Annotated in this window: 18 protein-coding genes; 8 read left to right on the forward strand and 10 right to left on the reverse strand. The window is 47.3% G+C overall.

Going from position 1 to position 25,035, the window contains the following annotated elements:
• Positions 1-52 precede the first annotated feature (52 nt).
• The 3 genes from recD to recC are packed head-to-tail and all read right to left on the reverse strand — an operon-like array spanning position 53 to position 9,094.
• Entirely contained in the window at positions 53-1,966 is a 1,914-nt protein-coding gene (recD, locus tag BFR57_RS00720; RefSeq protein WP_253183595.1) for an exodeoxyribonuclease V subunit alpha, read from the reverse strand.
• A complete protein-coding gene (recB, locus tag BFR57_RS00725; protein ID WP_071462177.1) occupies positions 1,953-5,645 on the reverse strand; it encodes an exodeoxyribonuclease V subunit beta in 3,693 nt (1,230 codons plus the stop codon). Before recB ends, recD begins: the two co-directional genes overlap by 14 nt.
• Entirely contained in the window at positions 5,642-9,094 is a 3,453-nt protein-coding gene (recC, locus tag BFR57_RS00730) for an exodeoxyribonuclease V subunit gamma (RefSeq protein ID WP_071462178.1), read from the reverse strand. Before recC ends, recB begins: the two co-directional genes overlap by 4 nt.
• A gap of 179 nt (positions 9,095-9,273) precedes the next feature.
• Between recC and BFR57_RS00735 the strand changes: the two genes are divergently transcribed.
• The gene (locus tag BFR57_RS00735; RefSeq protein ID WP_071462179.1) at positions 9,274-10,362 is read left to right on the forward strand and encodes a sensor domain-containing diguanylate cyclase; all 1,089 of its coding nucleotides are present in this window, start codon (positions 9,274-9,276) and stop codon (positions 10,360-10,362) included.
• Here BFR57_RS00735 and BFR57_RS00740 read toward each other — a convergent pair.
• Positions 10,359-10,631 (reverse strand): hypothetical protein, encoded by a 273-nt coding sequence (locus BFR57_RS00740; RefSeq protein ID WP_143441025.1) that lies wholly within the window; start codon positions 10,629-10,631, stop codon positions 10,359-10,361. The genes BFR57_RS00735 and BFR57_RS00740 overlap by 4 nt on opposite strands.
• A 192-nt stretch (positions 10,632-10,823) precedes the next feature.
• The gene (locus BFR57_RS00745) at positions 10,824-11,579 is read right to left on the reverse strand and encodes a hypothetical protein (RefSeq protein WP_071462181.1); all 756 of its coding nucleotides are present in this window, start codon (positions 11,577-11,579) and stop codon (positions 10,824-10,826) included.
• A 132-nt stretch (positions 11,580-11,711) separates the two neighbouring features.
• Between BFR57_RS00745 and BFR57_RS00750 the strand changes: the two genes are divergently transcribed.
• From BFR57_RS00750 to BFR57_RS00765, 4 genes are all read left to right on the forward strand, one after another.
• Positions 11,712-12,866 carry a sensor histidine kinase gene (locus BFR57_RS00750; protein WP_071462182.1) on the forward strand — a complete coding sequence of 385 codons (1,155 nt, stop codon included), beginning with the start codon at positions 11,712-11,714 and terminating at the stop codon, positions 12,864-12,866.
• Positions 12,863-13,501, forward strand: a complete 639-nt coding sequence (locus tag BFR57_RS00755; protein WP_071462183.1) for a response regulator transcription factor — start codon at positions 12,863-12,865, stop codon at positions 13,499-13,501. Before BFR57_RS00750 ends, BFR57_RS00755 begins: the two co-directional genes overlap by 4 nt.
• Positions 13,502-13,570: 69 nt before the next feature.
• On the forward strand, positions 13,571-13,822 hold the full coding sequence (locus tag BFR57_RS00760) for a hypothetical protein (RefSeq protein ID WP_071462184.1): 252 nt from the start codon (positions 13,571-13,573) through the stop codon (positions 13,820-13,822).
• Between the two features lie 3 nt (positions 13,823-13,825).
• Positions 13,826-14,917, forward strand: coding sequence for an aminotransferase class I/II-fold pyridoxal phosphate-dependent enzyme (locus BFR57_RS00765; protein WP_071462185.1), 1,092 nt, complete (start codon positions 13,826-13,828; stop codon positions 14,915-14,917).
• A 3-nt stretch (positions 14,918-14,920) separates the two neighbouring features.
• Here the strand turns inward: BFR57_RS00765 and BFR57_RS00770 are convergent, their stop codons facing one another.
• Positions 14,921-15,304: a DUF6746 family protein gene (locus tag BFR57_RS00770; RefSeq protein WP_006954645.1), complete on the reverse strand. Its 384-nt coding sequence runs from the start codon at positions 15,302-15,304 to the stop codon at positions 14,921-14,923.
• Between the two features lie 116 nt (positions 15,305-15,420).
• Here BFR57_RS00770 and BFR57_RS00775 point away from each other — a divergent pair, with 116 nt between their 5' ends.
• On the forward strand, positions 15,421-16,497 hold the full coding sequence (locus BFR57_RS00775) for a transporter substrate-binding domain-containing protein (protein WP_071462186.1): 1,077 nt from the start codon (positions 15,421-15,423) through the stop codon (positions 16,495-16,497).
• Between the two features lie 22 nt (positions 16,498-16,519).
• The gene (locus BFR57_RS00780) at positions 16,520-18,373 is read left to right on the forward strand and encodes an ABC transporter ATP-binding protein (protein ID WP_071462270.1); all 1,854 of its coding nucleotides are present in this window, start codon (positions 16,520-16,522) and stop codon (positions 18,371-18,373) included.
• On the opposite strand, the gene BFR57_RS00785 is transcribed toward BFR57_RS00780, so the two are convergent.
• The 3 genes from BFR57_RS00785 to BFR57_RS00795 all read right to left on the reverse strand — a co-directional run bounded on the left by BFR57_RS00785 (position 18,303) and on the right by BFR57_RS00795 (position 21,449).
• Entirely contained in the window at positions 18,303-19,532 is a 1,230-nt protein-coding gene (locus BFR57_RS00785; protein WP_071462187.1) for an EAL domain-containing response regulator, read from the reverse strand. The genes BFR57_RS00780 and BFR57_RS00785 overlap by 71 nt on opposite strands.
• 99 nt (positions 19,533-19,631) lie before the next feature.
• Positions 19,632-20,435, reverse strand: a complete 804-nt coding sequence (locus tag BFR57_RS00790) for a mechanosensitive ion channel domain-containing protein (RefSeq protein ID WP_071462188.1) — start codon at positions 20,433-20,435, stop codon at positions 19,632-19,634.
• Positions 20,436-20,447: 12 nt separating this feature from the next.
• Positions 20,448-21,449: a hypothetical protein gene (locus tag BFR57_RS00795; protein WP_071462189.1), complete on the reverse strand. Its 1,002-nt coding sequence runs from the start codon at positions 21,447-21,449 to the stop codon at positions 20,448-20,450.
• 210 nt (positions 21,450-21,659) lie between these two features.
• On the opposite strand from BFR57_RS00795, the gene BFR57_RS00800 reads away from it, so the two are divergent.
• The gene (locus BFR57_RS00800) at positions 21,660-22,124 is read left to right on the forward strand and encodes an Hsp20 family protein (RefSeq protein ID WP_071462190.1); all 465 of its coding nucleotides are present in this window, start codon (positions 21,660-21,662) and stop codon (positions 22,122-22,124) included.
• Between the two features lie 76 nt (positions 22,125-22,200).
• Here BFR57_RS00800 and BFR57_RS00805 read toward each other — a convergent pair whose 3' ends face one another.
• Positions 22,201-25,035, reverse strand: a complete 2,835-nt coding sequence (locus BFR57_RS00805) for an EAL domain-containing protein (protein WP_071462191.1) — start codon at positions 25,033-25,035, stop codon at positions 22,201-22,203.

Below are 25,035 nucleotides of genomic sequence, written 5' to 3' on the forward strand. Positions count from 1 at the left end.
TAAAGAAATACATCTTTACAGTGTAATCTTTACAAATACGCAGGGATTCGGATCAACGATTAATTTTTTTTGATACAGCGTTCAACAAAACCGACTTTCGACTGACCACTAGAGTGAGCTTTTCTTTCGCACGCGTCACGCCCGTATAGAGGAGCTCTTTCGTCAAAACAGGGGAGTCGTGCTGTGGACTGACAAGTACTGCATGGGAAAACTCGGAGCCTTGAGACTTATGTACTGTCATCACATACACCGTTTCGACATGATTCAATCGGCTCGGCAACACCCACTTTATTTTGCCATTCACATCGGAAAATGCGACACGCATTTGACCGGTTTCCGGCATTCTAAAAGTTAAGCCAATATCGCCATTGTTTAACCGCAAACCGTAGTCGTTCTTAGTCACCATCACTGGACGCCCCTCATACCAACGATCCGCGTCGACTCCTAAAACGTCGGCTACATAACGGTTCAATGCGTGAGCGCCCCAAGGTCCATTACGTAATCCCGTTAATAACTGAAATGTCCCATATGCTTTAAGTACCGCCACCGTATCGCGCTGTTCAGCAGGTGCTGCGCGCCAATCTTCAAGCGCTCTCAAATAGTGCGAAAAACCCTGCTTTATCAATGCGTCAAAACTATTCTGGTGATCGTGTTCCAACATGAGCCACGTGACAATACTGGACTCATTTTCTGACATGGGCGCCGCACTGAGTCGCTCTATCGTGCGTATATCCTGTTCATTAATTGCGTTAGCAACCTCTGCAATAGCCTGCTTAAAGCGCCGTGTTTGACGCAGCATCACCACGTGTTGCAAGCGCTTGGGCCCATCCTCATCATGATAGTTCGCTAATGCATCTCGTTGCTCCGCACTATTCACCAAGCTGTTAATCGTAGCGGGCCAATAGCGCCCTTCTTCTGCTCCTTCACACAAATTACCTAGAACCGCACCGGCTTCGACTGAAGCCAGTTGATCCTTGTCACCTAACAACACCAACTGAGCATGGGTTGGAGCCGCCTGTAGCAGCGCTGTCATCATTTCGATATCCAGCATCGAGGCTTCATCAATCACAATCAGATCCGCTCGGACAGGATTTTTATCATGATGCCGGTACCGTCTGGAGTTCGCTATCACACCTAGCAACTTATGCACCGTCGACGCTTCGATCTGAATATTCGCGAGTAAGGGTTGTAACTCCTGCGGTAAACTGTCCTGTAATTCTGACAGGGCTAGGTTAATGGACTCACTCAGACGCGCTGCGGCTTTACCCGTCGGTGCCGCAAGTTTAATTCGTAGTAACCGTCCATGTGTTTGCTGAAATTGCTGCTGTAGCGCAACAAGTAGCCTCACTACCGTATACGTTTTTCCCGTCCCCGGTCCTCCAGTAATGACACTGAAACCACTTCTAGCAGCGTTCGCACAGGCTATGCGCTGCCAATCTAGTTCCTCGCTCGAGGAGCCAAATAGCGCGTCCAAGGTCTGGTTAAGCTGGTCTTCTTTCACCTCAAGACGATTTTCCATTCGCATCTTGAGGTTTTCATTGTTGTAATGTTCACAATACCAATAACGGCGCAAATACAAACGCTCACCGTCGCTATTAGTAGTTAAAACCAAAGGGCTACTGGATGAATCATCGCTTTTGAGCGTCACAGATGCTCGCCAGTCTGTGTCAAATACGCCCAACTGACTAAGTAATTGGCTAGGCATGGTGACTTCATGTAGTCTGCCCGTCGGTGGTAACGCCAAACAGCGTTCAGGCGATGTTTTTAGATCTTCGAGCTTTAACGAAGTTAAGCCGCGTCCCGCTTGATGCGACGTCAGCATGGCGAGCGCCAGCATAGCCGCATTCGTTTCTCCGCTGCGGAATAGAAAGTCGACCATGGCACGATCCAGCGCGCGTATCCATTTATGCTCAAACCACTCATCTGCAACTGCGCGCAAATAACTTAGTGGGTCATGCGACATCATGGTGCTCCTTTCCACTAAACATAACATCGAGTTCAGTAATGAGTTCATAGGGAGGCCGAGCTCGATAAACACCGGCCGTTTCTGCGTGATTACCTCTTAGAAATAAATAGGCAATACCTCCAACATGCGTATCGTAATGATACTGCTCCCCCAACCGTTGTTTAAGCTGTCGGTGCAGAGCTAGGGTATAAAGCACATACTGCACATCATAGCGGCTTGCTAATATCTTATCGGTCATTGCCGTTTCGCTATAGTTGTCATCCGATTCACCCAGCCAGTTTGACTTGTAATCAACCACAAAGTACTGACCTTGATGCTCGAATACTAAATCGATAAACCCCTTGAGCATGCCGTTTAGTTCAATGTTCTCCAAGCCTGGTCGTGACTGCCCAGGATGAATATATTGGTTTATTAACGCATCCAACTTTACAGCTTCAAGCTCACAGACTGGCAGCCAGAATTCCGGCTCAGCTTTATAGCTCTTAAGATCAGCCAATGCCGTAGGTTGAAAGCTGTCGCTGAACACCATGGGCAATGCTAAATAATGCGTGAGCCAATGATCTAACATCTCTCGGTATTCGTCCCATACTTCGCCTCGCAGCTCTCGTTCAATAATTTCACCGACCATTCGAGGTTTTGCCAACACTGTCGAAAAGCCCTCAATCGCGCACTGTTCAAGTAGGTTATGCAATAGCGTTCCCGGGGTCGCGCCTTTCGGAAATTGATGCAGATGACTCGGTAAATAAGTGACTTCGTCAGCTTCAGCATCGACCTCGCTCGTGTCGGCGTTAGCCTCCTCTAATAAATTCATCTCGACCGCGGTTTGTGGACCTGACTGTGTGTATTCATTGGCTGCTCGGTAACGCAATGCGCTGTAACTCGACACCCACCAGCGCTCAAGTAGTTGGGTTCTAGGCATCTCGCGCGCGGCCAATGCGCGATGTTCAGTGGTTTGCTCTTGCAACGCTTCAAATGGCTCGTCGTCTTCCAATTTGGAGACCACACTCACACCTGACTGTCCCCAAGCTTCGCTCGCGGCTTTATACAGATCGTCAGTTAGTGCGTCATCACCGAGCAAGTAAGCAAGCGGGTTATGCTCAAATTGCCCGACATTCTCGACTGTAATAAAGGTGGCGTGTTGTGCACGCGTTACGGCTACATAAAGCTTGCGTAGATCCTCAGCCAACAACTCATCTAACACACGCGATTTAGCCGAGTCGTCCTTTGACCAGAGCACTTGGACGTCACCTTGTTCGTCATGATAAGTCATCGGTGGCTTAATACGATATTGCTCTTGTGGCGTGTAAGTTATAAAGGGCAAAAACACCAGCGGGTATTGCAAACCCTTTGATTTATGAATAGTGATAACTTTAACAAGATCGTCATCACTCTCTAGCCTGAGTTGTTGTTCATCACGCTGAGTGCGACTATTTGCGCCAAAGCTCTGCCGCTCATAAACTTTCTCGGCAAAGTCATTAACCAACGCGGCCATGCCCTCTAACGCCATGCTGTTCTGTTGCAGCAGCTCCGCAATATGTAACGCATCCGCCAATTTACGTTCGCCGTTGATTTTATCCTGTAGCAAAGTTGCCGGCACCTGAAAGTGATGCATTAAACGATGTAGCATGGCTAACACACCTTGGCTGCGCCATACTTCATGAAAATCAATGAAGGTATCGACCGTTCTTTCCCAGGTGTTCTCATCTTCCTGTAACCGAATTAATTCGGCCAACGATAAACTCAACAACGGCGCCGCAACCGCAGTCTTCAGTGTGCTGGCATTTCGGGGCGCTGCACAGGCTTTTAAAATATAGAGTAAATCCCGCGCGACCGGTTGAGCATAAACCGATTCTCGCTCGGATAAATAAACACTTTTAACCCCCCTCGCTGAAAGCGCCGTTCGAATCGCATCGGCCTCGGCGAAGTTATTAACCAAGATAGCGATATCCTTGGCACAGACACGTTGCTGCAAAGCATTGTTGTCATCATAGTAGCCCGCTTGCGGATCATTGAGTAAGTTCACGATCAACTGCGCGTGATGATTCGCCAGATGACTAAACGCAACGCCCTTTTTCCGTTTTCGCTCAGAGCTCACACTCCAATAGAGCGCGGGTGCTTGCGCTAACTGCTGACTCCGCAACCGGTGTCTAAATGTTGTTTTTACACCATTGGCGGATACGGGCTCAAACGGCAGTTCATTCTCATCTGCACGCTTAAACAAAAAGGCGCCTCGATCCGATTGCTCTGCGCGCTCAAACAAATGATTCACTGCTTGTACCATCTGCGTTGAGGATCGGAAATTGGTTGCCAAACTATAGTGCCGTCCTTCTGTATCACGACGCGCTTTTAGATAGGTAAAAATATCCGCATTACGGAAGCTGTAGATGGCTTGCTTGGGATCGCCGATTAAAAATATACCCGTGTCTGGCAATGGTTCTTTTAGGCGATAAATACGGTTAAAGATTTCATACTGAACCGGATCGGTATCCTGAAACTCATCAACCAATGCGATCGGGTACTGCTGCCTAATGGTGGTCGCTAACTGCTCGCCGTCCGGTCCGCGCAGCGCATCACGTAGCCTTGTCAGCATGTCGTCGTGGTTCATTTCAGCACGCTGGCTTTGTAGTGCAGAGAAGCGGGCGCTTACCCAATGCGTAGCATGACGATTAATCAGCTCATCAAATCCACGCTTAACCTGATGTACTGCTTCGAATTTAGCTTTGAACTGTGCCACTTCAAGCCAATAAGCGGGCAGTTCAGCACCCGCTAACTTCTTCTCATGCAATGTTTGTAAATCGTTTTCACTGATAGTTCGCCAGTTAGCATCTGTGAACTTCACATCGGTTTGTGCGTCACTCGCGCACCAGTCAACAAATTTTTGTATCTGCTTGGTTTTCTGCGCTACACCCTTAACACCTTCAAGGTCGGCTAACACACGCTCAAATGCAGAACAGCTATGTTGCTTGAGCGAATTCAATTCGCTTTGATAGCGTTGTGTTTCAGCTCGTAATCGTTCCGCAATATCCCCGTCAATCTGCACCGACTCTGTTTCATCGACGCGCGATAGCTGTGCCATAATCTTATCCGGGGTATCAAACACGGCTAACAAAGCAACCTGCGTTGCGCTATCACTTTGATAGATAAAGCGGCGGAAGTAATCCTCAGCAGCTTGCCGACGGAGTTCTTCGTCATCGGTTTCCACATTTTGGGTAAATAAGCTTCCACTGGCGAATGCGTGCTCTTTAAGCATCGACTGACACCAGCCGTGAATCGTTTTTACAGCCGCCTCATCCATAGACTCGGACGCAAGCTCAAGCAGTCGCGCCAAATAATTGAGTGACTCACCTTTAGATTCGCATGCCGCGCGTAGTTGTTTTAAAAACGGGTCGCTTGGCGCGCTTTCAACATCACGAAAATAGCGTGCCGCCTCAGAGAGGCGTGCGCGAATGCGGTCACTCAGCTCCTCCGTTGCGGCTTTGGTAAATGTCATTACCAGAATATTACGCGGCAGCAAAGGCGCTTCTAATTCAGCGCCATTTTGACTGTCAGCCCGCATGCCGATAACGAGTCGAACATACAGCGCTGCAATAGTATAAGTTTTCCCTGTACCGGCGCTCGCCTCAATCAACCGGCTGCCCACTAAAGGAAAGTCTAAAGGGTTTTCTAATACATGACTCATGCCTTTGGACCTCCTTGTTGTTCGACGAACTCAAACATAGGGCGATATATCGTATCGATAAAAGCTTTAAAGTATCGTTGCTCACGTATCTCATTAAACGTCGCTGCTGTGCGAGCGCAGTACTGCGCGGTCTCTACCAGCGGTTTACGCTGTGATGTACCTACCTCATAGTATTCACAAGCTGCAGCTTCAGCGGCGGCTTCATCACCTTCTTTACTCATGGTTTTTAGATAGGTTCGGGCTAAATCAAGGTGCATTGCTACCGGTTCGCGGTACGCTAATGAAATTAACTTTGTCATCGCCTCCAGCTGAAAGTTAACCACAGCAGGTTCAATGGCCGGCAACTTAAAGTGGCAGCCACCACGGGATACGATGTGTGTCACTGTTGGCTGCCGACTATTTAGCAGTAGGTGCCCTACATAATAGGGTGCGAAATGCTTCCACCCACTCTCGGTAATATCGTCAGCTTTTTTCGCGGCGACCTGGCTCGCGGTGGTAATAATCCAAGCACACTGTCCGTTATCATCCCAGTGCAACCCCTCGATTCCTTCCTCAATAGTGACGTTGTTGTACTCCACATCAATCCAATACGGCGTCACATTCTGACGAGTGTAACCCTCAGCCACAACTCGGTATGTTTCTAAAATATCTTCGGCTTGCTGTTGGATGTGCTGTTGATGACGATCCGCTATCACCGATGTACCGACCGCGCCTTCTCGGCGTATCCGAGCCAACTCGTGGTGCATCTGTTGTTCTGGTTCGAGCTCCTTGCGTATCGCCTCGCGCGTTTTATCCACCACACGCTGTAGCAGTTTCCATTCCGTTAACGCATCCAGTTGGAATGACTCACGATCAATCGTTTCATCCGCATCAACCGAAAAATAAGTTTCCAACCGACTGTTAAAAAACAAGCGCGCCGGTTCTTGAACAAAGCGTTTGATATCGTTGAGGTCTATCGTACGTTCATTCGATACGTCATCAGCGATCACAACCGAACCTGAAGACGACTGATTCGAGACGGAATCGTGCGCCTGCGCCCACTCACTTGCGTAAGAAAATACACGAGTACTTTCATCAAAGTAAGCACGATTAAATGGCTGTAGCTTATGAGCTAGCGTGTGCTCACTTAGATCGCTGTGCCAGCCTTGCTGTAAATGTTCGCGCAGTTGTGCAACCAATACCGAAGGCGTGCGTTCGCTGTTATCTCGGGCACTGAAACCTACCCAGCTTACGTAAAATACATCTCGAGCAGAGAGTAACGCCTCAAGAAACAAGTATCGGTCATCATCACGCCGTGAACGGTCACCGGGCCGATAGCGTGATGCCATCAGGTCAAAATCAATCTGACTCGTATTTCGTGGATAATCACTCTCGTTCATGCCTAATATGGCAACAAACTTAAATGGAATGGCGCGCATCGGCATCAACGTTGCAAAATTTACAGCGCCTGCAAGGAAGCGTTGGTTTAAGCTGTGTTCATCGACTCGCGATAGCCACGATTCTCTAAATAATGCGATGTTAAGCGCTGTTTCGTTATCCGCTTCATCTACATGCTCGGCGACTTGATATAGCTGATCTACGATTTGATTTTTCAACAGCGCATCACTGGCCTCATCAGTGTCGAAAAAGGTGTCGATGAGCCATTCCGCTACAGGTACCCAATCCTTATAGCTACGCGCTGCTTGGGAGCGATCCCACCAGCGCTCCAACTGCTCAATAAAATAGCCAAAACGCCCAACTAAGTCGGCGCCTAAGCCGCCAATATCGGCATACGCAACAATGCCTTGCCAATCATTTTCAACTTCCGCGTAACCAATGCTATAGCCCGCCATCATCCGCTTTATGGCAAACCACCAGCTATTAGTTTCGTCATCATCTGGCATGAAGAATAGTTTACGATGGTTCGCACTTAATCCCCAACGACCACCGGATTCGTTCATCCAAACGCGCAGTTGCTCAATGTCATCGTCATCAATAGCGAACTGCCGCTGAATTGCGGGCGTGCTGAGCAAGGTCAGCATGTCGGTTTGGGTAAACCTAAGCTGATCACTAGAAAGTAATAGTTCTAACGCAATCAGTAGTGGCGCTCGGTGACGAGACGTTTGATCGGCAATCGTATAAGGAATAGCGCGTGTATCTTGGCTGTTACCGTCACGCGCATACCGTCCAAACACGGCATCAATATAAGGCGCATAGGTATCGACATCAGGCAACATCACCATAACGTCTCGCGGCTTTAACGTGGGGTCGTCAGCAAACGCAGCAAGTAGACGATCATGTAACACCTCAATTTCGCGTTGAGGACTGTGGCAAATATGAAACTGAACCGATTGATCCTGCGCTGAAAGCGGCGACCAATGTTGCTGCGTTTCGTGCAGCGGTCTCAGGTTTAGAATATCGTCTTGCAACTGTCCTAGCACATGCTCGGTAGCATGCGATTCAAACAGCTCTAGAGTCATATGCCCCAATGCGGCCTGCTTTTGAATCGACTCATCATATAAGTCGAGCAAACGAATGTAGTCGCGGCCCTGTTTACCCCACGATGCCAGTAGAGGGTGAGCAAGTTGATGTAATTCTTCGTCATTCCACTCCAGCGGCATACCCGGTTTGTGAGCTAATCGCGACTTTGCTTTGACCACCTGCTTTAACTGCTCTTTACCATCAACAATATCGGCCCAGTAGAACTTTGACGGATTATGCACACACAGCACGATCTGGCTGAGATGTTTTAAGGCATCGAGCACTTCTAGCATTTGCTGGGGTAACGACGATATCCCAAATACCATAATGCGAGGAGGTATCGCGGCGGGACGTTGGTTTAACGCGCGTGCTGATTTAACAAATTGCTGGTGTAAGGTGGCACGGTTGTTCCACAAGTGTTCAGCACCGATGTCATTTGCTACTCGACGCCACAGTTCAGGTTGCCAAGCATGCTCATTAGCAACAGGTTCGTCGTTATCGAGTACATCGCGCTCGTTTAACCAGTTATCTAGCCAATCAGCACGATAGATAGCGTACTGATCAAATAAATCCGCTAAGCGTTCACTTAACTGATACAGCTTGCGATTATCAAGGTCATCAGAGATATAGTTTTTTAGCGGCGCGAATCGCGTATCTTGCTCCAGAATATCGGGGAGTATGCGTAATAATCGCCAGCTCAAACGCACTTTATCAAAAGGCGAGGTACGTGGGATATCATCGCCTAAGACCGCTCGATAAGCTTGCCACTGAAATCGCGCAGGCAGGGTCACATCAATCATCGAAGCAATACCGGCGTGTTGTGCGAGGTTAATTTTCAACCACTGTGCAATACCATTGCTTTGCACCAATATGGTTTCTTGCTCAAGTGGTGCAAGAGGAAACCGCTCAATAAAATTAACTGCGATATCCGTTAAGTCTTCTAGCCGATGACTATGTGCAACAATGAACCCTGGCGCTTGGTCAGCCAAACTCAACTCCTTTTACCCTTTCACTAAAGACAACGCTTTGCCTATCCTAGGTCACTTCATGTCTAATCGATAGCGCTTTTATCACGACATTCATTGATTTAGTGGAAAAAATGATGATTTTTCGTGCAACTTTTGTAATCTTAAGGCAGTGTTAACAAAATACAAAAATTCAAAAATAAATGTCATCATTTGATCAGTTGCTCTCGAAGCTCTCTACCCGCTTAATTAATAGTCAGGGTTCAGAAACATCCCAATGTGTTTCTGAGGTCATTGCTGCCTATGGTGATTATTGCCAAGCGGATAGGTGCTATATTTTTGAATTTAATGAAGACCTCTCAGCGATGTCGAATACGTTCGAATGGGTACGCGAGGGCTTCTCGCGGCATATTGACGATCTGCAGAACGTCGAACAACACGATTTGCCCTATTTTTTCGCCACCATGCGAAATGACTTTCGATTTGTGTGTCCCGACGTATCGCTCCTCCCTGATACCGCTAAAGCAGAGCGCGACGAGTTTGAACGTGAGCAAATTAAATCGGTGTTGTGCATTGGCTTAGTGGCAAAAGGACGCATATTAGGGTTTGTCGGGTGCGACAAGGTGCGCCAACAATACCATTGGACTGACGAAGACATTCAGCACCTGAGTTTAATTGCTGACATGATAGCGAACACCATTGAGCGTGAACGTACACACGCCGCGTTGCTGGAGACCAAACGAGCGCTTGAGTTAGCCAACCAACAATTAACTCAGCAAGCCAATATCGACGGCTTAACCGGTGTTGCTAACCGTCGCGCGCTCGATGAGCGACTCGCGACCGAAATTAGACGTGCTAAACGCCAACAAACGGGCATTGCTGTCTTACTATTAGATATCGACGACTTCAAAGCCTATAACGATCATTTTGGTCACTTAGCGGGTGACGATGCGCTCAAAGCCGTTAGTCAAAGCTTAGCTCAACTGGTAAAACGTGGTACCGATTTTGTTGCTCGCTATGGCGGTGAAGAATTTGCCATTCTGATGTCAGCGGCCAATGCCAGTAGTGCGTTGAAAATGGCAAATAACATTAGCGAACAAATCAGTCGACTTGCGATTACACATCCAAAATCACAGTGCGCAGACATACTGACTGTCAGCATTGGTGGCTATTATGAGGCACCCATTGCAGATTCTGAACTTGTTAAAACGAGCAAACGTTTGATTAAAAATGCAGATACGGCTCTATATCGCGCCAAGCTCGCTGGTCGCAACTGTATTCGCTTTTATTAACGCATTGACAGCAGTGACTGCCACGCCTCGTTCAATGTTTCTTCCTCATGTTTATCACGGGCTTTCACTAACTCATTAAATTGCTGCTGTGCACCCTGGTGAGCATATAACTGCGCTAAGCGATAGCGTGCCCAATCAGCACTTGGTAAAGATGTATCAGGTTTGTGCAGCGTTGTGATCTCTTTAAGGTACCTATTTAGCGCAGTCACACCATCAGCAGTTCGTGACTCCGAAAAGATACTCGTCCGAGCAAATTGATAATAACCCATCAATCGCTCATTTAGCCTTTCAGCAGACATCATCCTTTCAAAAACCTGATTGGCTTGTCCCAAATCCATTGCTGAGAAATTATTTCAGCTTGGTCATATTGCTCCATGTTCAGCAGTTTCTCGATGTCGCTCCTTTGTGCGTTTGAGCAGCAGCTCCAAAGGAGCACTATCATGAGTATTAATTTTTTCATATTAGACTCCTTTGCGCACATTTAAGGCTTCATACTTTTTGCTGTAAAAATAAATCGCAACACCACCCAACACACCGGGCATAACCCAAAACAACAACTGCCATTGTCCGATATGTGCCAACGCATGCCGCGCACCAAAAGCAAAGAAGGCTGTGTAGACCGCGATACCGGAACCACACATTGAACTTAAGTGTTCAATTAACCAACGATTGCTCGCTACATTTTGGGAAAATATATAAGACAGCATTTGATAGCCGTTGACGATGCCCAGCACAGCAAAAATAAAGTGTAAGTAAGGACTTACCAATGCATGTTGTGCCATCAATATCCCCTGCACAAAAAGCACACTGGCAACCACCATTAATAACACCGGCATTGCGACATAGTGCCATTTTCTTAGCGGTGCTCTATTGCCCTTCGTTTGCAACACACGGTTCGCATGATGAATAGATGTAAAGGTTAGTAATGACAAGAAAAGAAGCAACGTCCAAAACATGCGTACCGTCGCTAAGGTATCTTCTGGCGAGGTAGATTGATTAATCAATTGCCCCTTAAAGTAAGTCGGAGCTACGAGTACCATCACCGACATCACTAAGGCTGAGATGGCCAGTACATACATCGTGTAAGTGTAAAAACGTCCATACTTACGATGATTGAGACTGCCTTTGCGAGCCACCATCGGGATGACAAATAAGACCATAGCCAGCGCACCTGCCAGAATGTGCGTGTATAAAAGAAAGGAATGTAATTGCAACATGGATGTTCTCCGTCAGTTCACTGATTGAAAGCTTAAGCAACTTAAGCCCTCTTTGTGAGTGACAAAGGTCATGACTTAAAAGGTGACTTTCGGCCTATTTCTAAAGGGAGACATTCACGGCATACTGCTAATATGAACATTGGCAAATATATTTCACATATCGCGCAAATGGGCGCTGACCGTTGGGCGGGCCTACTCACTTGGCTAGTCGTCTCGGCGACCTCGGTTTACTTTGCTCATCGTCAAGGTTTACTGCCTTGGAGCGCTATTTCAACTTACCTAACTTACTTCGCATTTATTGGGTTTATTATTTGCTTTAGTCTCGCCACACGACAAAAGCCATTCAAACATGAACCCCATACTCGTTACGGCCTTATTTTTCTGCAATTAGCGTGTATTTACGTCACCTTCTTTTTTATCCCGCATAATTATGTCGCGATTCTGTTGGTAATCTGGGCCGCACAATTGCCCTATTTTATGTCGCTGCTAGGTGCAGTCATACTCATGGCTGTGTTATCCACTATTTTTGGTGTCATTTATCACGTTCATTGGCAACAGTCAGGCGCTTGGCTCAGCGCCGTTTTGTTTTGGACGTTTGAAATTTTTTCTATCGTAATGATGATGACCCAGCTAAAAGAGCAACAAGCCCGTGAGCGAGAGGAGGCAATTAATCGTGAGCTTCGCGCAACACAGGCACTGCTCACTGAAGCGAGTAAACAATCTGAACGTACCCGTATTGCTCGCAATATCCATGATTTAGTCGGGCATCATCTAACAGCCCTCACTATTCAGTTGCAAGTAGCCGAACGTAAGTCGGAGGGTGAAGTAAAAACGCTTATTGAACGCAGTCAGCAGGTGGCCAAACTGTTACTTGCCGATGTCCGCGAAGCGGTTAACGATATACGCAGCACGGCCGCAATCGATGTTAAAAGTGCTCTGCTCGCTTTGCAACTAAACAGCCCAGAAAAGCAGGTCTCTTTTAGTATTTCAGACGACCTTACCGTGACTGACGTTGCTACGGCCGAGACGCTATTACTCATTGCAAAAGAGGCCATTACTAACTTTTTCCGTCATTCTAACGGCAACACGCTACTGATTGAGCTATCGAGTAAAAAAGATATCGAGATGCGAATTGCTGATTCAGGCACAATAAAGCAACCATTGCAGCTCGGCAACGGTCTGCGGGGCATGGTCGAACGCGTCACAGAACTTAAAGGGCGATTAAATATTAATGAACAGCCGACGTTAACTATCACTGCGACATTGCCTAAGGAGCAAGCACTATGATCAAAGTGCTACTTGTCGATGATCAAACGCTTATTCGACAAGGATTAGAGAGTCTTTTGACCATGAGCGATGCGCTCACAATTTGTGGGCAGGCGAGCGATGGTGAGGAAGCCATTAACATGATCGACTCAGTGCAACCGGATGTCGTGCTAATGGACATTCGTATGCCGCGTATGGACGGTATTGAGACGACAAGACGCCTGCGCCAGACACACCCTCAGCTACCGATATTGATTCTAACGACCTTTGATGATCACGAATTAATTATTAAAGCCATTGCAGCAGGTGCACAGGGCTATCTACTTAAAGATGTCTCTTTAGAAACGTTGGTCGATGCGATTCGCGCACTCGTCGACGGCGGCACTTGGCTCCAGCCTGCTATTACTGAGCGCATCGTTAACAGCCTAACACACAGTGCCACCAAGACCGCTCCCGCCTTGATAGAACCGTTAACCGATAAAGAACTTGCTGTACTGAGACTGATGGCGGCAGGGCTCAGTAATCAAGAAATCGCCGATAGCTTGTTTAAGTCGACTGGTACTATAAAAAACCAAGTCTCGTCGATTATGGCCAAGCTAGGCGTTCATGACCGCACGCGCGCGGTACTCAAAGCGATTGATTTAGGTGTTTTATAGACTTGCGTTAGCCAACCGACCTCCACAGTTGTTAGTATTAGATAAAACCTACGCAACATAATGGGAGATATGGCTAAGCCAAACAAAAAAGGCCCTGTGCGCACAGTGCAAATTTCATGTTTGCAATGCAAAGCGACATTATTCAAATATCGCAAAGGTGGTAAAGGTGCACTGGTAAAATGTTTTATCGAACGGATAGTCGAAGATCACACGCAAACCCCATGTCACTGCCCAGGCTGTGGGCAAGAGTTTGCACGGGAAACGATGATTCGAGGCACACCGGCGTATAAAATGATTGGCGGCAAAGTCCATATGAAATAAAAGATGCACATCCCTGACGCTTTAAAATCTGAGTTTCACTCACAATTAGACACCGCCTCGGCGGTCATTCATCGCCATCCACAACCGACTCTAAAAAATGAGTTGGTGCAATTAAGCGAGTATGCGCAAGAAAGCGATACTCGCGATAGCTATGGACAGGGCGGCATTGTCAGCGAGTTTGAAGAGCAAATCTGCGAACTCTTTGACAAGCCTTCAGCGCTCTTCTTACCAACGGGTACACTCGCCCAGTGTGTTGCGATGAAGTGTTACAGCGAAGCCAGTGGCAAAAACGGTGTTGGTTTGCATCCGACGTCCCATTTGCGACTCCATGAGCATGATGCGATACAGCACTTGTGGGGGCTGTCAGTACACTTTATGGGGGAAGCGCAGCGCTCGCTCACAGCGGTCGATATCACCACGCTTAACCCTGAACACGTGACTGCGATTATTGTCGAGACGCCGATGCGTGAAATAGGTGGCGCAATGCCGTCTTGGGATGATCTGCTCACGATGCGCGCATGGTGTAGTCAGCACAACGTACGTATGCACTTAGATGGTGCCCGTATTTGGCAAGCGACCGAATATTACCAACGCTCACTGGCTCAAATTGCCGAATTGTTCGACAGTATTTACGTTAGCTTTTATAAAGATTTAGGTGGAATATTTGGGGCGGCCCTGATTGGTACCGATGAATTAATAAAACCTGCACGCGTCTGGTCACGTCGCGCGGGTGGAAATCCCATCACACTGTACCCTGAGGCGCTTTCGGCTCGCAAAGGGCTAGAGAGTTATCTGCCGAAGATGCCTGATTATGTTGAATTCACTAAAACTCTGACGGACTTGCTAAGCTCCGCCGGCTTCGAAATCATTCCCCCGCAGCCCAAAGCGGCTATGTTTCATATCCGCCTCCCATGTAACGCGACAATAGCGGCTGAAAAACTTGTTGATTATGCCCAACAACAGGGAGTCATCGTATTACCTTTGCCACGAGCCGAACAAGATGACAAGGCTATCTGCGAGGTTTCGATTGGCGATCGGGCACTTGAACAAGCGCCCGAGTTCTGGATTAGACATCTATCCGCTTGTTTCTTATGAACGCTAGTTTTTCTTAGCCGAGGTGATTGTGTCGAGCGTGCGTAGGTAGTCTTTCGCAAAGCCTTTCACGCGCGCTTGGTTCATGGCCTCTGAACCTAAGTGGACCTGCTCCAATGAATTCGCCGCAACATCCAGCTCTTTACTCAGGCGCGCCAGCGCAACTTCTAATGTGTAGGTAATTTCATGCACTTTGGCTAAATCCTGAGCGGTCATCTCGCCTTCGGTTAAAGATTTCAACTTCGCGTTATACTCATCAATATTGGCAAGCGCTTGCGCTAAATTTTCAGAAGGCTTCGGCTTAAAATGCTGATAGCTTTGTTGTTGCGCTAGCGCGCCGGCAGTCATTAGCACACTACACGCTGCCAAGGTGTAAACCAGTTTTCGCATAGAACATTCCTCTTACTATTTTTCCAAAGTATTCAAATAATCAATCGGTATGACACTATTTTATGTAATCATAACTGCTAATCTTTAATTTGTATTAATTAATAAGGTACGTTCACATGCGTCATTTTGTTTTCGCGTTTATCGCCGTACTCATATCCTCATCTGCGTTTGCACAGCAGCAGGCGACACCGCAGCCTGAAGAGCCATTAAAAATTGCAGTACGCGTGAATGCGCCATTTGTCATTGAACAAAGTAACCAGCAATATCAAGGTTTGGCAATTCAACTATGGCAAGATATCGCAGATCGGTTAAACGTCAATTATGAACTGTATCCACTGCCCTTAGACGAGGTTATCAATGGTGTGGAGCAGGGCGGCTATGATCTCGGCCTCGGTGCACTCACCATCACCTCTGAACGCGAAGCACGACTAGACTTTAGTCAACCGTTTATCAATGGCGGTCTGGCTATTGCTGTACCCGTCAATAACGAGTCAACTTGGTGGGCAATGACTAAACGCTTTGTGTCCTTTGATTTTCTATACATCATTATGATTCTATCGTTGGTGCTCTTTGTTGCCGGTGCATTAGTTTGGTATTTCGAGCGCAAAGAAAATACTGAAGAGTTCTCTGACCAGCCACTAAAGGGCCTGGGATCAGGCTTTTGGTGGGCCGCCGTGACCATGACCACCGTGGGTTACGGTGATAAATCCCCCCGCAGCTTGGGGGGACGAGCAGTCAGCCTGATCTGGATGTTTACCTGCGTCATCATTATTTCGAGCTTCACCGCAAGTATCGCTTCGTCGTTGACCGTTTCTAAGTTTCAGTCAAAAGTATCCAGTGTTGCAGATTTAGGTAATGCACGTGTAGCGACCATTGGCTCTTCAGCGACAGCGCGCTGGTTAGAAGATAAGAATATCGGCTTTGAATCTGTAACCGATCTCAACACAGCCTTAGCGAAACTCGACAATGGTCAACTCGATGCTGTGGTTTATGATGAACCTATCATTCGCTACCTAATTCGTACGCAGTCGTATAATAATGTCCGAGTATTACCCGAACGCGTGATTTCGCAAGACTATGGCTTTGTACTACCACAAGGCAGTCCGCTCCGCGAGTCTATCAACCGCGAGCTCTTAGCTATCATCCAAACTGAAGCATGGCGCCAAGAACGCAGCCGCTACCTCGGCCAATAATTTTTCTGGAGTTCAATCGATGTTGTTTAAATGGTTTGAAAATCGTATCAACCCGTTTCCCGAGGAAGAGCCAACGCAGCCGCCGAAAGGCTTCTTTGCGTTTTGTTGGCATTTTACTAAAGGTTCAACACCCTATTTGCTGATGACTGCGCTCTTTATGGCTGGAATAGCCATCGCAGAAGTTTGGCTTTTCGGTTTTTTAGGGCAAATTGTCGACTGGCTGTCACAGCAAGATCGCGAAACAATTTTCCAAGATCAGTTCGTACCCTTAGTTTGGATGAGCGCATTCGTACTTATCGGACTACCGCTGTTGGTTTGGGTGCACTCCATGCTGACTCATCAAACACTGCTCGGTAACTTTCCTATGCGCATTCGTTGGCAGGGGCATCGTTACTTAATGAAACAATCGATGAGCTATTATCAGGATGAGTTTGCTGGTCGGGTCGCAACCAAGTTGATGCAAACCTCGTTAGCTGTCAGGCAATGTATCATGTCGTTTATTGAGATCATTAACTATGTAGTGGTCTATTTTATTGGCATGTTCTTTATTATTGGTTCCGCCGATTGGCGCCTCATGTTGCCACTCGCTATTTGGCTTGTGCTCTACGGGATCTTATTGCGCTACTATGTTCCGAAACTGGGACAGGTTTCCGCTTTACAAGCAGATGCACGCTCGGTTATGACGGGACGTATTGTCGATTCCTACACCAATATCCAAACCGTCAAATTGTTCTCCCATGCACAACGTGAAGCGCGGTTCGCTAAAGAGGGTATGAGCGAGTTTTTAACCACCGTCCACGCGCAAATGCGCTTGGTCACGCAACTCTATGGCTTTCTATATTTTATCAATTGTGGACTATTATTCGGATCCGCTGCGACCGCCATCGTCCTATGGCGAGGCGACTGGGTCACCTTAGGTGCCGTGGCGGTTGTCATTGGTTTAGTACTGCGCTTGTTCGGTATGTCACAAATGGTCATGTGGCAACTATCAACGCTGTTCGAGAGCATCGGCACCGTACAAGATGGGATTGGTTCACTCGCCGTTCCCCAACGTATTGTTGATAAGCCCGATGCCAAGCCGTTAAACGTACCGCACGGTAACATTCGGTTTAATCATGTCAGCTTTCACTATGGGAAAGGCTCCGGTGTAATGGAAGATTTCAATCTAGACATTAAACCGGGTGAAAAAATTGGCGTTGTCGGTCGCTCGGGTGCCGGAAAATCGACGTTGGTTAACTTATTACTGCGTTTTTACGATGTAGAAAAAGGCGCCATTACTATTGATGGTCAAGATATTAGCCAAGTACAGCAAGACACTCTACGCGCTAATATTGGCATGGTCACGCAAGACACTTCATTGCTGCATCGCTCCGTGCGCGACAATATCCTCTACGGCCGCCCCGACGCCACCGAAGAAGAGCTGTTACTTGCAGTAAAACGCGCGCATTGTAATGAATTTATCGACCAACTCGAGGACTCAAAAGGACGACGGGGACTCGACGCTCATGTTGGTGAACGCGGCGTTAAGCTCTCGGGTGGACAGCGTCAACGTATTGCCATAGCGCGGGTAATGCTTAAAGACGCGCCGTTACTTATTTTAGATGAAGCAACATCAGCGCTCGACTCTGAGGTTGAAAACGCTATTCAAGATAACTTGTATCAACTGATGCAAGGTAAGACTGTCATTGCTATTGCGCATCGTTTATCCACTATCGCTGCGATGGATAAACTGATCGTAATGGACCAAGGTCAGATCATTGAACAAGGCAGCCACGAGCAGCTTCTGGAGCAGGATGGCCTTTACGCTAAACTCTGGCGTCACCAGTCAGGTGGCTTTCTACCTGAGACACTTGATGAAGAGGCCACTCAATATTAAAAGCGCTCTCAATGGGTTGCGGTTTTGCAAAGCGGAAGCCTTGCATGACACCGCAACCCATTTCATTCACTAACTGTTGCTCAGCTGCCGTTTCTACCCCCTCGGCAACGACCTGCATATTTAATTCCTTGGCCAATTGCATCGAGGAGCGAATCACCGCTTTAGCTGAGTTATCTCTAACAGCGTCTTGCACAAACGAACGGTCTAACTTTAACTCTTCAAATGGCGTATGTTTCAGTCGATAAAGTGATGAATAGCCCGTACCAAAGTCATCGATTGAGAGCCTGAAGCCAGCTAAGTGTAACCGCGCTAATACTTCTAAAACGTTGATGCGTTCATTAGCTAACCGCGATTCAGTCACTTCAATTACGATGCGAGAAGGGGATACATCATACTCACGCAAAAGATCAAGCAGCATATCTGGCAAATGACGATCGCTAAGACTATCGATACTAAAATTGACCGCAACGGTCACCTGTTCATCGAAAGCATCGAACTGCTTGAAATCACTCAATACTGCTTTTAAAAACGTTAAGCTCAACTCACTAATAATACCAAAGCGCTCAGCAACAGGTATAAAAGTAGCCGGTGATAAAATTTGATCTGTCTTTCTATCACGCCAGCGCGCTAGCGACTCAAAACCAATCACACGGTTGTCGATGATATCAACCTTCGGCTGATAGTAGGGTAGCAGTGCGCCTGTTCTAACGCCTTTAATAATCTGATTAGCCGTGAGTGAGTAAATGGAGTGAGGTTGTTGTTCTGGCTCGTTAATGGGGCGCGCCATCAGCAAACGTACAACCTGATTCGGGGTAACTGGCTTGGTTACTCCACCTAATACTGAGTAGCCCAAGGAACGTGCAAGCTGCTGCACCACGTCTAGCACACGGCTATCATTACCACTGATAAATCCAATGTCGCCCTCATAATGCGTTTCTGTTAAAAAGCGCACAAACTGGAGGCCATCCATATCCGATAAGCGTAAGTCACAAAGAATCAAATCAGGGTGTTTGTTGTGTTCAACTTCGTGCAACACATCGAAACCACTTTCGAATCGCGTAACAGTTGTAATGCCATGCTTGCTCAAGGTACTAGAGAGGTGCGCCGCGGTGACTGCATCGTCCTCAAGTATTAATACATGCTCGTAGTTTGAGTTCATAAATGATGTTTCCGCAGCGCTATCGATGCGCGCCCTGCTGACCAATTAAGTCTCTAGTTTTACAGTAATCACTCAAAAACGGATTAAAGCCCTAGCGAATTAATTTACTTTGGCGGTTTCAACTTTGGCAAACTCTATGTTCAAATCGAGTAAACGCTGTTTGCCACGAAGACTTAAGTCAGTGATGAACTTAAATTGCTGTCGCGGATCAACAGGGTATGCTTTCAAGCGATATCGTGTGCCCCACGGCTCATCGTTTACAGTAACCACGACAGGCTTGTGAATTTGTAGGTAGGGACTCGTAAATGCTATTTGCTCCAATGCCTCTTTTACCACCAATCCGTCAGATTCTGGCGTCAAAAAGAATTCTGCAACGCACATCAACGATGGCCCGCCGTTATTGGCATTGAGCACGGCATGTTGCCAAATTTTCTCGTGTGGCATCGCGACGACCGTATCATCGGGTGTGACCAGCTCGACGGTACGCAAACCAATGTGAGCGACCTCGCCATAAACGCCATCAATGGTCACCCAATCACCTGGGCGATAAGGCATTTCGTGAATCGCAACGACTCCCGCTATCAAACTCGACACATAATCTTTAATCGCAAAGCCAATAGCTAAACCAAGCGCTCCCAAGGCTGCGACCATATTTTTTAGCGTCGGCTCGATAAAAATTGGCACGAGCATAACTAACGCGACGATCACGACAACTAAGCGAATCAAAGGAATCAGCGCCAGCGTGTACAAGCGCTGTTTACTATGAAGTAAGTTGGCTAGACGAGGCAGTAATCGCTGACTCAAAAATACAATAAGCCACGCGATTAGGATAATCGTAACGACTTGCAGAGCAGCGTTTGAATCAACCGTCTTAAACAAGTCGGAAATTTTTTGTGTATCCATAAAATCCTGCACCTAACACGATGTCCAATTAAAGTCGCGTTGCGCTAAAAACTGCTTAGCGGCTGGGTAACCGAGTTCGGTGACCGACCACTGATCATCCTGATACCTCACAATTCCGTGACTACGCAATAAGTTTAAACTGTGCTCAATAAGGTTGGGCGCAATACTGTTGAGCACTTCTCCTAACAAAAACGTGCTAAGCCCACCGTGTAGGAGTAACGCATAAATGACAAACGTTGATGTTTCCCCATGAGCGGTTGGCACCTGAGGCATTTCAAGTGCAATTTCAGTTTGTTCAGCCGCGACAGCAAAGGCGTTACGATAAGCCGCCGCAATACCCGGATGACCCTCACTCACCGCAACCAGACGCTTAGCATGCGCTCGACTCACAGCGATGCGACTGGTCACCATAGACTCAGTATCGAAAGGTCGTAACGTTAACGCCTGACGATTAAGGCCGCCATGAGTCTTCTCAAGGTAGTAATATAGCCAACTGCCACAGATAACCAGGCCCGGCGACGTAGGCGTATGAAGCGTTTTCCTCAAGAAGCCTTGCAGCCAACGCATGCCGAGAGGATGCCTGACGAAGCCACATGACAAATCGTCCACCACCCAAGGCTCAGACGGCAGGTTTGGTTCTTCAAATGAATGTGAGGTCAGTAATGAGTCGCGCTGAGGGATTGACACGCGTTGCCACCCGTTTTGACTAGCCCATTTTCTTATCACACTCCAGACTGGAGATGCAGGCGCGAGTATCAGCCAAGTGACACGTGGATCATCTTGGTTTTGCTGGTCCAATAGCGTGTTTAGCGAATCCAATAAAGGTTGCTCTTCAAACTTAAATTCGACGCCTTTCGGTTCCTCCTCTGCCGAATTTGCGGTGGATACTTCGACACGGCTCGGTCTGAGTGTTTGTAGCATCTTATGCCACCACCGCTTTGCCAACATCGTTGTCGGCACACTGGGCGTTTCGTATTCGTTCAGTTCAATCCATCGCCAAAGGTTCTCGTCCACAGCTGTACTCGTTAGTTCATCTTAGTTTCATTTAAAAGGGTTGGTTACAAAGATGCAATTTTTTTCTTTCTCTACTTGAATTGGCTTACGCCTGTCCCTATTTAGAAATTAAGGGTGAGGTCTCAAAGAGAGTCACCCTAAGCAAAGGCGACAACGATTTGTGCCTTTTAATTGAAAATTTAAAAGTTATTGCTTCTAAGGAGAATGACTATGGCTACTATAGATTTAAGTCCTCTGTATCGCAGCAGCGTAGGTTTTGATCGTATGGCATCACTACTCGATGCAGCACTTCGTTCTGACACCAGTGCGAGCGGCTATCCTCCATACAATATTGAGCGTGTGGCAGATAACCAATACGCGATTACTATCGCAGTCGCGGGCTTTGAAGACGACGATTTAGAAATCGAAGTCGAAAATGGTGTATTACGTGTTACCGGCAAGAAAGCAGAAGAAAGCGAACAGCGTGAGTTTCTGCATCGCGGCATCGCCAATCGAGCGTTTGAGCGAAAATTCAGTCTTGCCGAGCATGTAGAAGTAACGGGTGCAGCACTTAAAAATGGGCTGTTAACCATTGGCTTGGTTAAACGAATCCCCGAGGCGATGAAACCTAAACGTATCGATATTGGTAGTTCGCCAAAAGAGCTACTTGAGAATCGAGTTAAAAGCGAAAGCTAATCTATTTTGTTTTCCCTGGGCAAAATAACATTAGTTGAACAGAGGGCAGCAGACGCTGCCCTTTTTCTTTAAGCGTTTACCAACGCGTTGGTTTACCGCACGCAAAACCTTGTATGTAATCGACCTTTGCTTGACTCAGTAACGCCCGCGTTTCATCGTTTTCGACACCGACAGCGGTCACTTCAACTTGGTTAATTTTGGCTAAACGTATACAGCTATCGACAAGTTCCGCATCAGTTGGATCGAGTAGCATATTCTGCACCCAAAAGCGGTTAATTTTGATTTGAGTAAGTGGCAACGATTTAAGTAGCCGAAAGCTATTAAATCCGCTACCAAACTGATCAATGGCGGTGCCAAAACCTAATTGATGTAACTGTTTAAAGAGTCTATAGGTCTGTTCAAAACGCTCGTTAGCAATAGGCTCTGCGACTTCAAACATCAATTGTTTGGGTTGAATATTTGAATGCGCTACCATCGACTCGATAAAGTTTATAAAGTCGTTATCCTCTAAGCTTTGTTGTGACAAATTCACATGGCATCGCCAAGTCCGTGTAGCTTCAAACGGTTGCTCTTCAAATCGTTCGATTAGTTCGCGGAACAGCCAACGGTCAGCTTTACCCATAATCCCTGCCTGCACGGCAGCTTGTAGGAACTGTTGAGGTGCAATAGCTTCGTCAGGCTCTAAGGTGTCATCATTAGGTAAACGCAACAAAATTTCATAGCAATGTTTATCATGCTCGATTGATGCGCTAAGAATGGGTTGGCGGAATACTTGCCAATCTTGATTCACGAGCGCGCTACGCAACCGATCTTCCCAACGCCGTTCTTCTCTTGTCTGTAACCGTCGATGATCATCAGCCGTTGCGCTGTATACTTTAAAGTCACCTAGTTGTTGGGCTATCTTCTCAGCATCCTCGGCTTGCCTTATCAAGCGCTCTGCAATCCGTAATTGTGCATCCCGAGCCACAGCCATGCCTGCATTCGCAGTAAACTGGAAGACGCGCCCTTCGGTGCTGTACCTAAACTCACGGACAATTTGAACTAACTGATAGCACAGCGCAAACACAGACTGCTCATCCTCTGGACCTAGTATAGCGACACCATTCATCGGATAACGCGCCAGCCGAACATTTTGCGGTGCCTTTTGCTTCATCTGCAGGATCAGTTGTAGCAATGCCTGATCACGATGATGCCCACCCATCTGATCGCACAATACATCAAAGCCTTTGATATCGATTAACATCACCGTGCATGGCTTCTGTTTATCGAGCTGTGTTTGAAACAGTCGCTTAAACTCATCAAAGTTGAGTAGCCCTGTTAGCGAATCATGCTTAGCCAGGTAATTCAGTTGCATCTCAGCATCCACTTGCTTAGATACATCCATCGCGTGACCTAAGCCATCAGGATAGATAACGACAGAAAACCAACGCCGCTGACCATTAATCAACGTAACATTAATCAGCTGTTGCCATGGTTCTGAACGTCCGGGTTCACGCCAACTTAACGCAGCATCACCAAATAGGTCTTCGGCCGTAGGCCATTGTTGGACAAGCATCTGCTTATTGGTACAGGCAAGCATTGATAAAAATGGCTTGTTAGTACGGAGCCATTGCATTTTACGGTCGAGCTCAAACCAGCCCTCAGAACTACGCTGCTGAAAAAGCCGCATACGTCGGCGTATTGAGCGATTTGCCGATTTCAATCGATGTACTTTGTGTCCCAGTTGCTCTGAAATACGCTCGAAGTTGGCAATTAAAAGCGCGAGCAACACGGCGGTCATCGCACAGTAAACCACAATGGTGTTTTGGCCAATCCAAGTGGCCGCCATTGTCGGCCAAATAATTTGCAATGTGAGTATAGTTAACGTGGTAAGAAGCGATGCCTCCCAAAACGCTCGGTTTCTTGCTTTACTGGATGTAACAAAAAAGACGGCTAAAATATCGGTAGTCGCTAGCAGCGCACTTTGCACGGCCAACCACCAAGGACTTCGCAAGACCGACCACCAAGGCTGAGCGATGGCACTCAACAGCGATACGACGGTGAGTAGCATCAAAAAGCGGACGATACTGGATTGCCGGGCGGATCGACTAAACAATTCCACACTCGCCCAACTCATCATGACCAAAAGCCATTGCTGTGAATAGGGCATGAGTAATTGGGCAATACTGGGTTTTAACGGCGAAAAGTAAGTAATCCATAGGCCACTGTGTAATAGAACGACCAAAATCAAGCTGACACACACAAAGGCAATGCTCAGTTGCAATCGACGCCGATTGCCTCGTGTCATACTGAATGCCGCAACGGCAATCAGCACCATTAAGCCGACATTAATGCCAAGTGCTGTTTGCTTCTGCTGTAGGTGCAACTGCAGTGAGCCCGGATTCCAAAGCTTTATCGGACTTACGTATTCCGGTGGTGTTTCGACCGATACCAATAAACGCACAGTGGAACGTGCCGGAACCTCAATAGGTAACATCATCTGCTGCGCAAGGTACGGACGTTGAATTAAGCCATCATTAAAACGTACATCGGCGGAGTCAATTACGTCATTATCACGATCGATGACAAATACTTGTGCATATTTGATGTAGGACCCACCCAAATCAATCACAAAGGATTGGTTTATGGCACTGCGATTGTAAAGCGTCGCCAGCCCCCAAACCGTGGTATCCAAGTTAGCCTGAGCGCTCTTTTTCAGAGTGTTGAATGACTGCCAGTAACGGGCCCGATTGATATCCAATTGCTGCAATGACGTGTTTGCAGGCAGCACTCGAAATGTCATATGTTGTGATAGCGTCAAACGATCAGTTTGCGCAGAAACGGTAACGATATCATTCGCCGTAGCACTTCCTAGCCACAGCAACACAGTCAAAATGCTCAACAAAAACCCGCTTTGATTAGCGAATTTCAT

The sequence above is a fragment of the Idiomarina sp. MD25a genome (genome assembly GCF_001870515.1).
Taxonomy (GTDB): Bacteria; Pseudomonadota; Gammaproteobacteria; order Enterobacterales; family Alteromonadaceae; genus Idiomarina.

Coding starts and splice junctions, on each gene's coding strand:
- BFR57_RS00735 (WP_071462179.1), top strand. CDS start 9,274: ATGTCATCATTTGATCAGTTGCTCTCGAAGCTCTCTACCCGCTTAATT.
- BFR57_RS00805 (WP_071462191.1), bottom strand. CDS start 25,035: ATGAAATTCGCTAATCAAAGCGGGTTTTTGTTGAGCATTTTGACTGTG.
- BFR57_RS00790 (WP_071462188.1), bottom strand. CDS start 20,435: ATGGATACACAAAAAATTTCCGACTTGTTTAAGACGGTTGATTCAAAC.
- BFR57_RS00740 (WP_143441025.1), bottom strand. CDS start 10,631: ATGGGTTATTATCAATTTGCTCGGACGAGTATCTTTTCGGAGTCACGA.
- BFR57_RS00770 (WP_006954645.1), bottom strand. CDS start 15,304: ATGCGAAAACTGGTTTACACCTTGGCAGCGTGTAGTGTGCTAATGACT.
- BFR57_RS00785 (WP_071462187.1), bottom strand. CDS start 19,532: ATGAACTCAAACTACGAGCATGTATTAATACTTGAGGACGATGCAGTC.
- BFR57_RS00745 (WP_071462181.1), bottom strand. CDS start 11,579: ATGTTGCAATTACATTCCTTTCTTTTATACACGCACATTCTGGCAGGT.
- BFR57_RS00765 (WP_071462185.1), top strand. CDS start 13,826: ATGCACATCCCTGACGCTTTAAAATCTGAGTTTCACTCACAATTAGAC.
- BFR57_RS00755 (WP_071462183.1), top strand. CDS start 12,863: ATGATCAAAGTGCTACTTGTCGATGATCAAACGCTTATTCGACAAGGA.
- recD (WP_253183595.1), bottom strand. CDS start 1,966: ATGATGTCGCATGACCCACTAAGTTATTTGCGCGCAGTTGCAGATGAG.
- recB (WP_071462177.1), bottom strand. CDS start 5,645: ATGAGTCATGTATTAGAAAACCCTTTAGACTTTCCTTTAGTGGGCAGC.
- BFR57_RS00800 (WP_071462190.1), top strand. CDS start 21,660: ATGGCTACTATAGATTTAAGTCCTCTGTATCGCAGCAGCGTAGGTTTT.
- BFR57_RS00750 (WP_071462182.1), top strand. CDS start 11,712: ATGAACATTGGCAAATATATTTCACATATCGCGCAAATGGGCGCTGAC.
- BFR57_RS00760 (WP_071462184.1), top strand. CDS start 13,571: ATGGCTAAGCCAAACAAAAAAGGCCCTGTGCGCACAGTGCAAATTTCA.
- BFR57_RS00775 (WP_071462186.1), top strand. CDS start 15,421: ATGCGTCATTTTGTTTTCGCGTTTATCGCCGTACTCATATCCTCATCT.